Source organism: Pandoraea sp. (genome assembly GCF_004297875.1).
Classification (GTDB): Bacteria; Pseudomonadota; Gammaproteobacteria; order Burkholderiales; family Burkholderiaceae; genus Pandoraea.
This window is the reverse complement of record NZ_SCSK01000046.1, coordinates 42,939-53,712: the sequence shown is the minus strand read 5'-3', so window position 1 is coordinate 53,712 and position 10,774 is coordinate 42,939. Positions and strand designations below refer to the sequence as shown.

Annotated in this window: 10 protein-coding genes; 4 read left to right on the top strand and 6 right to left on the bottom strand. The window is 63.1% G+C overall.

The window, feature by feature from the left end; translation table 11 throughout:
- The coding region (locus tag EPN80_RS13690) for an integrase arm-type DNA-binding domain-containing protein (RefSeq protein WP_293028146.1) at positions 1–1,058 on the bottom strand (1,058 nt) is incomplete at its 3' end.
- A gap of 204 nt (positions 1,059–1,262) precedes the next feature.
- On the opposite strand from EPN80_RS13690, the gene EPN80_RS13685 reads away from it, so the two are divergent.
- From EPN80_RS13685 to hydA, 4 genes are all read left to right on the top strand, one after another.
- The gene (locus tag EPN80_RS13685; RefSeq protein WP_293028144.1) at positions 1,263–1,547 is read left to right on the top strand and encodes a hypothetical protein; all 285 of its coding nucleotides are present in this window, start codon (positions 1,263–1,265) and stop codon (positions 1,545–1,547) included.
- 127 nt (positions 1,548–1,674) lie between these two features.
- The gene (locus EPN80_RS13680; protein WP_293028152.1) at positions 1,675–2,463 is read left to right on the top strand and encodes an ABC transporter permease; all 789 of its coding nucleotides are present in this window, start codon (positions 1,675–1,677) and stop codon (positions 2,461–2,463) included.
- A gap of 46 nt (positions 2,464–2,509) precedes the next feature.
- A complete protein-coding gene (locus EPN80_RS13675) occupies positions 2,510–3,295 on the top strand; it encodes an ABC transporter ATP-binding protein (RefSeq protein WP_293028141.1) in 786 nt (261 codons plus the stop codon).
- A 125-nt stretch (positions 3,296–3,420) separates the two neighbouring features.
- Entirely contained in the window at positions 3,421–4,935 is a 1,515-nt protein-coding gene (gene hydA / locus EPN80_RS13670; protein ID WP_293028139.1) for a dihydropyrimidinase, read from the top strand.
- Positions 4,936–4,950: 15 nt separating this feature from the next.
- On the opposite strand, the gene EPN80_RS13665 is transcribed toward hydA, so the two are convergent.
- The 5 genes from EPN80_RS13665 to EPN80_RS13645 all read right to left on the bottom strand — a co-directional run bounded on the left by EPN80_RS13665 (position 4,951) and on the right by EPN80_RS13645 (position 10,563).
- The gene (locus EPN80_RS13665) at positions 4,951–6,480 is read right to left on the bottom strand and encodes a chemotaxis protein CheW (protein WP_293028137.1); all 1,530 of its coding nucleotides are present in this window, start codon (positions 6,478–6,480) and stop codon (positions 4,951–4,953) included.
- Between the two features lie 23 nt (positions 6,481–6,503).
- Positions 6,504–6,995, bottom strand: coding sequence for a chemotaxis protein CheD (locus EPN80_RS13660; protein WP_293028134.1), 492 nt, complete (start codon positions 6,993–6,995; stop codon positions 6,504–6,506).
- Positions 6,979–7,821 carry a protein-glutamate O-methyltransferase CheR gene (locus EPN80_RS13655; protein WP_293028131.1) on the bottom strand — a complete coding sequence of 281 codons (843 nt, stop codon included), beginning with the start codon at positions 7,819–7,821 and terminating at the stop codon, positions 6,979–6,981. The genes EPN80_RS13660 and EPN80_RS13655 overlap by 17 nt, the downstream gene beginning before the upstream one ends.
- Positions 7,822–7,840: 19 nt before the next feature.
- Positions 7,841–9,538: a PAS domain-containing methyl-accepting chemotaxis protein gene (locus tag EPN80_RS13650; protein WP_293028128.1), complete on the bottom strand. Its 1,698-nt coding sequence runs from the start codon at positions 9,536–9,538 to the stop codon at positions 7,841–7,843.
- A gap of 419 nt (positions 9,539–9,957) precedes the next feature.
- A complete protein-coding gene (locus tag EPN80_RS13645; RefSeq protein WP_293028125.1) occupies positions 9,958–10,563 on the bottom strand; it encodes a cytochrome b in 606 nt (201 codons plus the stop codon).
- Between the last annotated feature and the right edge of the window lie 211 nt (positions 10,564–10,774).

Below are 10,774 nucleotides of genomic sequence, written 5' to 3'. Positions count from 1 at the left end.
CCGAGATTGCGCATGTGGCCTTTCGCGGTGCTGCGGGTGTCGTGTGGTGTGAAGTAGCGGGCGTCGAACACGTGATCGTCTTGAAGCCCCGACACGACGTCCCACAGGGTGGTCACGCCCATATGACTCCCCTCGCGCGTGTACATCCCTGGCAGGAGGTATTCCGAGTCCCCCGACATATCCATCAACTCTTGAATCCATTCGATCAGGTCCGGACCGAGAGGGATAAGCATTCCGTGGCGCGTCTTGACGTTTTCCGGTGCGACCCACCACGTCCCTTTGTCGAGGTCAAAGTCGTCCTTTTTCGACTTAACCAGCTCGGCGGTCCGGACGCACGTCCCGAGCAGGCAGCGAAACATCAAACCGTACTTTCGACCTGCGGCATGATCTATCTTGGACAAGATATCGTGCAGTTCCTCGGCTGTTAGCATCACGCGTTTTCTCGGAGGAGGCTTGGCTCCCTTGATGGCGTCAAGCGAAATGCCAGCACTGGGGTTCGCGTTGATGAGGCGTCGGCCGACCGCGTGATGAAAGAGGCGCGACGCCGAGCACAGAATCTGTTCCGCCATCGACCAGCTGCGGACGCGTTCGATCATGAGCACGATATCCGCGGCAGTCACGGCGGACACGGACAGGGCGCCAAGGGTGGGGCGGATGCACTTCTTGAAGTGTCGCTTGCGAGCGGCCGCGCTCCCCGCGGCCAGCGAGGGCATGATCTTTTCTTGGTAGTCGTCGATCAGCAGGTTGACAGTCCAGTCGGCGGCAGCTCGCGCCTTCTTGATGCGTTTCTCGCGCGCTGGGTCGCCACCGCCGTCGATCTTGACCCTGTGCTGCCGAGCGAGTCTGCGTGCCGCGGCGAGGGACATGTCTGGGTAGTTGCCAAGCGTCAACTCGCGCCGGATGTTGCCGCCGAGCCGGTAGCGAAGAATCCAGCTCGCGGTTCCGGTCTTTGACAGCGTAAAGGTGAGGCCGTCACCGTCCGATTTGGCAACCGGCTCGCCTCTGCTTATCCAGGCGCGGAGTTGGATATCGTCCAGAACGTGAAGCTGTTTGGGCATGCCATAGCTCCTGTGGAGTATTAGCTTATTATAGCTACCCACACACGCTCGAGGCTACCCAACTAGCTACCCGTATTCAAGCGGATGTTATCGGTATAAAAAAGACTGTGTAGGAACATAAGTACTTGAAATGTTGGACAAAACAGGAGAGACCGGAAACCGTTGGAAGCTGTCGGAAGCCAATAAAAATCAGTGCAGCAAACCGTGGACGCTGTCGTGAAAATGGTCGACGGCCTCAAGGCCGGCGATGGTCCGTGGCTGGCTGCGATCGGCAAGTATACGGCGCTCGACCCGAAAGTGGCGGCGGAGTCGCTCAAGAACACTGACCCCGACTATCGCATGTACCGCAAGAAAACCTATGCGATCGCTGCGATGATGCACGACTTGCACTATGTCTCGTCGGACGTTTCGACGCAGATCGATCAGCACATGGACTATTCGTTTCTCATGAAAGCCACCGGTCAGCCAAAGACCGCGTTGGGCTACTGAGCGCCCCGTCATGCCGGCCCGCCCATCGTCCCTTTCTTTGCCGCAAGGCCTGGAGCTATCGAACGCCATGAATCCGATCCCGACGCTGCCCACCATGTCCTTGCCGGTCTCTAAGCCGAAGGCGCGCATGCGCGCCAGCTTCCTGAGATCGTTCGTCCCGCTTGCCCTGATCGTGAGCTGGGAACTATTCTCCCGCTCGGGATGGATCCCGCCATCGCTGTTGCCGGCACCCTCGCGCGTGCTGATGACCTTGGCCGACTGGATTTTCGCCACCGACGGCTCGACCCTGTCATATAGCGGCGCCTGGCTAGGCAGTGCCGAGGCGAGCCTGGCGCGCGTGGCGTGCGGCTACGCGCTCGCCTCGTTCGTGGGGATCGGCCTGGGCGTCGCGATTGGCTGGTGGCGCTGGGTCGAGCAGGCGATCGAGCCGACCCTGCAACTGCTGCGCCCGATTCCGCCGGTGTCGTGGATTCCACTGGCGATCATCTGGTTCGGCATCGCCAACAAGCCGGCGATCTTTCTGGTTTTCCTCGGCGCATTCTTCCCGATCCTGCTCAATACGATCCATGGCGTGAAGGCGACCGACCGGCAACTGATTCGTGCCGCGGCGATGATGGGTGCCACCCAGCAGCAGATGCTGCGCTTTATCGTACTGCCGGCGGCGCTGCCAAGCATTTTCGCCGGACTGCGCATCGCCATCGGTTCGGCCTGGATGCTGACAGTGACTGCGGAGATGGTGGCGGTCAAGAGCGGGCTCGGCTATTCGCTGTGGGATTCGTACTACTTCTTGCGCTACGACCTCGTGATAGCCGCGATGATCAGCATCGGCGTGCTCGGCTATTTGTCCGACCTGATGATGAAGGCGCTGATGAACCGGGTGTTGCATTGGCAGCATCGTGGCGCCAACAAGCGCTGACGCCGTCTGGCGGGTTCCGTAACCGATTGCTTTCGGGGAGAGAAAAATGTCTTACGTACAAATCGACGATGTCAGCAAAGTGTTCACCGACACCCGGCGCGGCACCGAGTTGCAGACACTCGACCACGTCTCGCTGCGCCTGGAGAAGCAGGCGTTCCTCTGCCTGCTGGGGCCTTCCGGCTGCGGCAAATCGACCTTGCTGAATATGATCGCCGGCTTCGAGAGCGCATCCAGCGGGCGCGTGATCGTCGGCGGCCAGCAAGTTGACCAACCGGGCGCGAATCGCGGCATGGTGTTCCAGCAGGCGACACTGATGCCTTGGCTCATGGTGTGGGAAAACGTGGCCTTCTATCACAAGCTGCAGGGGCGCGGCAAACAGGAGCGGCGCGAACTGGCGCAGGCCTATATCGATCTGGTCGGCCTGACTGGCTTCGAAAACCATTATCCGTCCGAACTCTCCGGAGGCATGAGCCAACGCGTGGGTATCGCCCGCGCGCTGCTGCTCAACCCCGACGTGATCCTGATGGACGAGCCGTTCGCCGCGCTCGACGCGCAGACCAAGGAGGAGCTCCAGCAGGAGCTGGTGACGATCTGGCAGAAATCTCAATCGACCATCGTGTTTGTCACGCACAGCGTCGACGAGGCGCTGCTGCTGGGCACCCAGGTGGCCGTCATGACGCACCGGCCGGGCCGCATCCGGGAGATGATCGGCGTCGATCTGCCGCGCCCGCGTGACGTGACCTCGCCGCGCTTTAACGATCTCAAGCGTCATGTACTGGGGCTGATTCGCGAAGAAGCGCGCGCAGCCAGCCGGCTTGCCCGCGCGCACTGACGGCACTGGTTGCCGAGATATTGCACGTCGTTTTGAAATTGAATCGGGATTGTCATGACTTTACGTCGCTTGCTTGCCATTTCGTCCCCCGTCGAGGGCGCGTCGCATCCGCTGCGGGATCTCACATGAGTGCCATCGAATCTCATGTCCGGCAACGGATGCAAACGCATGCGGCATTCGACCTGGTGGTGCGCAACGCCCGCATTGCCACGGCCGCCGACACCTTTAGCGCCGACATCGGCGTTGCCGATGGTGTGATTGCGGCGTTGGGCCAGGATTTGAGCGGCGGCGCCCGGGAGATCGATGCCGCCGGACGCTGGGTGTTGCCCGGCGGCATCGACGCGCACTGCCACCTCGACCAGCCGAGCGACGACGGCACCTTGATGGCGGATGATTTCGCCAGCGGCACGCGCTCGGCCGCGTGCGGCGGCACGACCACCATCATTCCGTTCGCGCTGCAGCGGCGTGGCGGCACGCTGCGCGAGGCAGTGGCCGATTACCACGCGCGCGCGGCAGGCAAGGCGATCATCGACTATGCGTTTCACCTGATCATCACCGACCCCACGCCCGCGCTACTTGAGGCCGAGCTGCCGGCGATGATCGCCGAGGGCTATACGTCGTTCAAGATCTACATGACCTATGACGCACTCAAACTCGACGACCGTCGCATCCTCGACGTGCTCGAAGTGGCAAGGCGCGAGAAGGCGATGACCATGGTCCACGCGGAGAATGCCGACTGCATTGCCTGGCTCACCGAGCGAATGCTGGCGCGTGGCCTGAGCGCGCCGTTGTATCACGCCTTCTCGCGCTTGCCGGCGGTCGAGCGCGAAGCGACGCATCGGGCGATCTCGCTTGCCGAAATGCTCGACACGCCGGTGCTGATCGTGCACGTGTCGGGGCGCGAGGCGATCGAGCAGATACAGCAGGCCCAGATGCGCGGCGCACCGATCTATGCCGAGACCTGCCCGCAATACTTGTTCCTGACCCACGACGACCTGGCGGGCGAGGGTTTCGAAGGCGCCAAGTGCATCTGCAGCCCGCCACCGCGCGATGCCGCTAATCAGGAGTCGGTGTGGCGGGCGCTTGATCACGGCACTTTCCAGGTGTTTTCGTCGGACCACGCACCCTACCGTTATGCGGACACGCGCGGCAAGCAGATCGCCGGTGAAGATGCGCCGTTCGATCGCGTGCCCAATGGCATTCCTGGCCTGGAGACCCGCCTGCCGCTCTTGTTTTCCGAGGGCGTCCTGCAGGGCCGCATCGGCGTGCAGCGCTTTGTCTCGCTTACCGCGACCGAGCCGGCCAAGCTATATGGGCTTTACCCGCGCAAGGGCAGTATTGCGATCGGCTCGGATGCCGACCTGGTAATCTGGGACACCTTCGCCGCGCAGCCGATCCGCAACGAGGCCCTGCACCATGCGGTCGATTACACGCCATACGAGGGGCGTGAAGTAAGGGCCTGGCCGGCGCTCACGCTCTCGCGCGGCACGATCTTGTGGGAGCGCGCTACGGGGTATGTGAGCGACGCCCACGGACGTGGCGAATTCCTGCGGTGCGCCCGTCCGGTGGACTACCACCGGCAAGTCCGGCCCGGTCGTCGGCGACTGTTTCCATGGCTCGAGGCACTCGGTATCGAGTGACGCGGGCAGCGTGACTCAAGCCGCCGCTTCAAGCGCGACGTGTTCGCACAGGCGGCCCAGATCGATCAGCATCAGCATGCCGTGCTCGGGCAATTCAACAGCCTCCGTCATGCAGCCGCGCAGTGCAGCGCCGGCCTGCTGCAGCAGTACGGCCGGCACCGGCACGCGCTCGCCGTCGTCGAGCGTGACGATATTGTCGACCGTATCGACCACCAGACCGAATTTTTCCCCGCTATGTTCGACGATCAGAATCTTTGTCTGCGCGAGATCGTCGTGCGGGGCCATGCCGAGCATGGCACGCACATCGACCACGGTGATCAATTCCCGGCGCAGATGCAGCACGCCGCGTACGAACGACGGCGCGCCCGGTGTCGTGACGATCTCGCCGCCGTAATCGATTACCTCGCGCAACTGGCGGATGCGCACCCCGAGCAGGTGCCCCAGCCGGAACATCACATAGGTCTCGCGCATGCCGGTATGCCGGCGCGCGTTGGGGCCGGCGGCCGTCGACGCTGCGCCGGTCGCACGGTAAAGTTCGTGGTGTCCCTCGGCGATCGCGGCGAGCTGCGGGTGCGCCAGCAATGCCGCCGGACTCAGAAGGAAAATGCTGTCCTGCCCGTCATGCCCGAAGCAGCCGGCGAACAGAGGCACCTGCCGCGCGCAATAGACCGGCATGGGCAGCAAATCGTCGGCGCGATAGCCGACGATGCTGCGCACTTCGTCGACCAGCAGTCCGACGTGCACGCCCTGTTGCTGAAAGATCACGATGCGCTGCTCGTCGGTCGCGGCCTGATTACTCGGCTCGTCGGACGGCTCCTCTGCCTCGGCCTCGCCATCGGAACCCGCGCCCAGCAAGCGCGCCAGATCCACCACCGGCAGGGTCGCGCCGCGCAGGTTCAGCATGCCGATACATAGCTCGTCGGCCAACGGCGAGGGAAGTAGCGTCGGCACGCGGATGATCTCCTGGATGGCCGCCATCGGCAGCGCCACGTGAGCGCCCGCCGCCCGGAACGACACCGTTTGCTCGCGCAGCGCCCGCTGCGCGCGACGCTGCATGCTGTCGGCCCGGTGTTGCAGGCGCGGCATGTCGGGCAACCCGAGCAGCGCCGCGGCCGAGAGAATCTGCAAAATGCGCTCGCCGCCATTGAGCTTGAGCGCACCGGCGATCACTGCGATGCCATTGGCGGGCGGCTCGAAGGCGACTTTTTGGGCGGCCGGCACGCGCAGGATTTCTCCGGTGCCATCGAACAGCAGACCGACGCGGGCGTCGCCCAGCTCGACAATGGCAATCTTGCCGGTCAGGCGCGCACGATCCCCGGACAGGCGCAGCAACTGGCACAAATCGACGATGGGAATGAGCGTGCTGCGCAGGTTGAACAGGCCCAGTAAATGGGGCGGGGCAAGCGGCACCCGGGTGACGGCGGCGGGATAATTGACCACCTCCTGCAGCGCTGCGACCGGTAACGCCAGCTCGGCCTGGCCCAGGTGAAACGAACCATACAGTTCGACGGCGGACGAAAGGTCGGGCGCGGCGGCGTTTTCCATGGCGGGGTTCCGGTTCATCGAGATCAGGCAAAGCGAGAGATTGTCTTGACCGCATATTCGTGCCGGGCGCAATCGATCGACAATTGGCGGCCGCAGTCGCCGCCGACGTCGAGGTGCACCACCCGCACGCCGCGCTCGGCAAGCAGTCTTTGCGCGGTGCGCACATTCAGCTCGCCGATCGGCGCATGGCGTGGCGTGCTGACGTAATGCACCATATTCGCGCCGCCGGCCAGCACGGCTTCCAGCGCGTTCGGTGGCGCATGCCAGGCATGCATCATCGACAGCAGCGATGGCACGGCCTGGGTGACGTATTTGGCGCCCGGCTCGACCGGACGGGGCGCGCCGGGCGCGCTGTCGGGCAGCAGGCAATGCGCCAGTCCATAGAGATCGCGCTCGCGCCACAGTAAGCCGATGCCCACGCAGGAGCCGAGCGTAGTGCGCAGCACGTTGCCATCGCTGCCGCGGCCGACGGCGATTTCGCACATGTGCACCTGGATTTCACGTGTGCTGGACATGGGCCGTTCCCTGACGATAGATCAGCGGCTGCTCGAACACGAAGCCGGCATGAAAGCGGCTCAACGACTCGGACTCGCCGACGATCAGCACGCCGTCGGGCGCCATCGCGCGCCGCACATTCTCCAGCACCGCTTGCTGACCGGCCGTGTCGAAATAGATCAGGACGTTGCGCAACAGCGTCAGATCGACCGGCCCGACGTCGCGCGGCGGCTTGTAGAGGTTGTGCTGGCGAAACGTCACTTGCGCGCGCAGGGCTGAATTGGCGCGAATGCCGGTGCCGTCCTCGTCGGTGCTGAAGTATTTGTCCAGCAGGGCAGGATGCGCTTGTCGCAGGCCGGCAGCGCTTCGTCCGCGGTAGTGGCCGGTTGCGGCGCTGCGCAGAATGCCGTCCGAAATATCGGTGGCGAGAATGCGATAACGGAAACCCGGGTGACGGGCGCGAAATTCCTCGCACAGCATCGCGACGCTGTAGGCTTCCTCGCCGCTCGAAGCAGCTGCGGACCAGACGCGCAACGGCAGATGCGGGTGCGCGTGGTGCCACCGCGGCAGGAATTCCTCGGCCAGATATTGCCAGATGCGCGGTGTGCGGAAGAACGATGTTTCATTGGTGGTGACCAGATCGACGAAGTCGCGCACTTCGCTGGGTGTTGCTTCCAGCAAGCCCAAATACTCGCGGTAGCCCGGCAGGGCGAGCGCCTGCAGGCGACGCCGCAGGCGGCCGTCGAGCATCGGCCATTTGCGCTCGTTCATGACAATGCCGGTATGCCGGCGCACCTGCTCGAACAGGGCGCGCCGGGTGAGCGGATCGACCTCGGAATCGCTCATGGCAGGGGCCTTCCCAAGGCTAGACCACGAAACGCATGACTGTCTTGTCGAGTGCCTCGGCGCCACGCATGAGCGTGGCACTCTCTCGCGCGATAAGGTCGCAGGCGCCGGCCGATTTCTCCGCGTCCTCGGCAACTTGCTGGATTGCCGCGCTGACTTCGCGCGCGGCCACCAACTGTTCGTCTGCCCCGCAGGAAATCTCGGAGATGGCCTGAGTGGTGCGGGCGACGCCGGCCACGATCTTTTCGAAGGCCTCGCCGGCCTGGCGGGAGATGTCACTGCCTTGCGCGATCCGCTTGACCGATTCGTTGATCAATTTGGAAATTTCCTTGGCCGCCTGTGACGAACGCTCGGCGAGCTTGCGTACCTCGTCGGCAACGACCGAAAAGCCAAGTCCGTGCTCGCCAGCGCGCGCGGCCTCGATGGCGGCGTTGAACGCCAACAAATTGGTTTGACTGGCGATTTCACCAATCACCTTGATGATTTCGCTGATGTCTTCCGACGACTTATTGATCAGCTCCATCGACTCGATCGAGCGGGCAATCGCCTTGGCGCCGCGCTCGGCTTCCTGCTGGGTGTCCTTGGCCAAGCCGTCGGCGCTGCGCGAGTTGTCGGCAATCGAGTTGATCGAGGCGGTCAGTTCTTCCACCGAAGCGTTCATTTCCTCGACCGTCGCACCGAGCGATTGGGCGCCGCCGGCCACCGTGTTGGCGCGACCGGCGATGTCCTGCGACGATGCCGAGAAGCCGCTGGCCGACTCGACCACCTGGCCGATCACGCCGCGCAGATCGTCGATCATGTGTTTGATGCCGGCGCCGAGCTGGTCGATCGGGTCCGTGCCGCCAATCACGATCTGCCCGGTCAGGTCGCCCGCGGCAGCGCCGTTGACGACCTCGAGCAGGGCGGCCACCTTGCGCTGGTCGTCCTCGGCGCGCCGCCTGACCTGCTCTTCCAGCTCGACCTGAGCGGTGACATCGGTAGCGAACTTGACCACTTTGGTCAGCTTGTCGTTACCGTCGTAAATAGGATTGTAGGTGGCCTGGATCCAAATCACGCGGCCACCCTTACCCAGTCGCTTGTACCGGCCCGCGTCGAACTCGCCACGGTTGAGCTTGGCCCAGAAGGCGCGATAGTCGTCGCTGGCCGTATAAGCGTCGTCGCAGAAGATGCGGTGATGCTTGCCCTGAATCTCCTCGAGTCGATAACCCATGGCGTCGAGAAAATTCTGGTTGGCCGTCAGTATGTTGCCGCTCGGATCGAATTCAATGACCGCCTGCGCCTTGTCCATCGCGCGCACCTTGCCTTCGTACTCGGCATTGCGCTGGCGCGCGGCGGTAACGTCGGTGGCGAACTTGATCACCTTGTACGGCTTGCCGTCGGCGTCGAACACGGGGTTGTAGGAGGCATTGATCCATATCTCGCGCCCGTCGCGGCCGATGCGCTTGTATTCGCCATGGTCGAATTCCCCGCGGCCGAGCTTTTCCCAGAACTGCCGGTAGGCGGCGCTCTCGGCATAGGTTGCTTCGCAGAACATCCGATGATGCTGGCCGCGCACTTCGTCGAGGGTGTAGCCGAGGACTTGCAGGAAATTGTCGTTCGCATGCAGCACGATGCCGTGCAGATCGAACTCGATGACCGCCTGAACCCGGTTCAGTGCCGTGCTGATGGCGCTCAATTCGTGCAGCTCCATTCCCCGTTCGGGCGTGGTGTGTTCCATTGTGTGCTCCCGGTTGTACTGATTGTGTTGGACGTGACAATGGGGTTGCACCGTGCCGCGAGCCACCATTGGCGCGGCACGATTTCGATCCGCAAGCCTCCGGGTTTGGGGGCTGCATGTGCCAGGCTGACTTGCGGATCGCGACATCGTTGCCGGTTTAACGGCGGGTGTTTTGGTCGCTTGAGATCGGGGTTACCCTAATGCATCGAAATACATATTGGATACCCATGTTTCCCGAAAAATGGGAATTTACATTGGTGATAGGGAATGTGCATTGAACAAAGGGTCGCTGTGACAGGGCTTGCCGGAAAACAAGCGCGCGTAGCTTTTAGCGGGGCGGCCCGGCCTGCTGAGCGTCGTCGGGCGAGATGATCACCCGGGAGGCGGCTGCCGTGCCGCGTCCCGGCGCGCCGCTCGACCTATTTCTGGCCAGGGACGGATGTCGCCCGCCCCGTCATGCGGCCCAGCAGGTCGATGCGCTGCACCAACTGATGGTAGGCAACAGCCAGTACGTGGCCGGCGATCAGCGCATAGGTCGCCCACGCGAGCAGTCGATGGGTCTGGCCGGCCAGATGAGCCAGCGGGCGGTCGGGTGAAGCCATCACGGGCACCTGAAATAACCAGAACCACTCGACCGGATGGCCCCCGGCATAGGAGTTGAGGTAACCGCTGATCGGCATGCCGAGCAGAATCAGATAGAGCAAGCCGTGCCCGATGTGGGCAAGCGCCCGCTCCATCGCCGGGATGCGTGCCGGCAACGCCGGCACGGTGCCGGACAGGCGCGTGATGATGCGAATGACGGTCAGCAGCAGCACCGTCAAACCGATCGATTTGTGCAGAGTGAACCACGTCACCCGATGCGGATCATGACGATCCAGTTCGGTCATGTACCAGGCCAGCGGGATGACGATGAACATGCACAGCGCACTGAGCCAATGCAGCACGCGCAGCGTGGCGGAGTAGGTTGTTGGTCGAGGCAGCGTGTTGACAGCCGCCGAGGCAGTGGTTCGCGACGATTCAGACATGGGGAATTTTTTCCGTTGTGAAAAGGTCATGCCCGTACAAGTCGGGCATAAATGCGTTTCCCTCTGATTGACGCAGTGCAAAAGAGTTTCCATGAGTTGATTAACGCTTGCCACACATAAATGCGGATTCGCGAGCCTGGGTGAACATCAAGGAGTCCTGTACATCGGATCAGGCGCCGGGCCAGGCGTTGCCCGACCATGTGGGCCGGGC

Excerpts from the sequence above, each read along its gene's own strand:
- EPN80_RS13680 (WP_293028152.1), top strand. The coding sequence starts at position 1,675 with ATGCGCGCCAGCTTCCTGAGATCGTTCGTCCCGCTTGCCCTGATCGTG.
- EPN80_RS13675 (WP_293028141.1), top strand. The coding sequence starts at position 2,510 with ATGTCTTACGTACAAATCGACGATGTCAGCAAAGTGTTCACCGACACC.
- hydA (WP_293028139.1), top strand. The coding sequence starts at position 3,421 with ATGAGTGCCATCGAATCTCATGTCCGGCAACGGATGCAAACGCATGCG.
- EPN80_RS13665 (WP_293028137.1), bottom strand. The coding sequence starts at position 6,480 with ATGGAAAACGCCGCCGCGCCCGACCTTTCGTCCGCCGTCGAACTGTAT.
- EPN80_RS13660 (WP_293028134.1), bottom strand. The coding sequence starts at position 6,995 with ATGTCCAGCACACGTGAAATCCAGGTGCACATGTGCGAAATCGCCGTC.
- EPN80_RS13655 (WP_293028131.1), bottom strand. The coding sequence starts at position 7,821 with ATGAGCGATTCCGAGGTCGATCCGCTCACCCGGCGCGCCCTGTTCGAG.
- EPN80_RS13650 (WP_293028128.1), bottom strand. The coding sequence starts at position 9,538 with ATGGAACACACCACGCCCGAACGGGGAATGGAGCTGCACGAATTGAGC.
- EPN80_RS13645 (WP_293028125.1), bottom strand. The coding sequence starts at position 10,563 with ATGTCTGAATCGTCGCGAACCACTGCCTCGGCGGCTGTCAACACGCTG.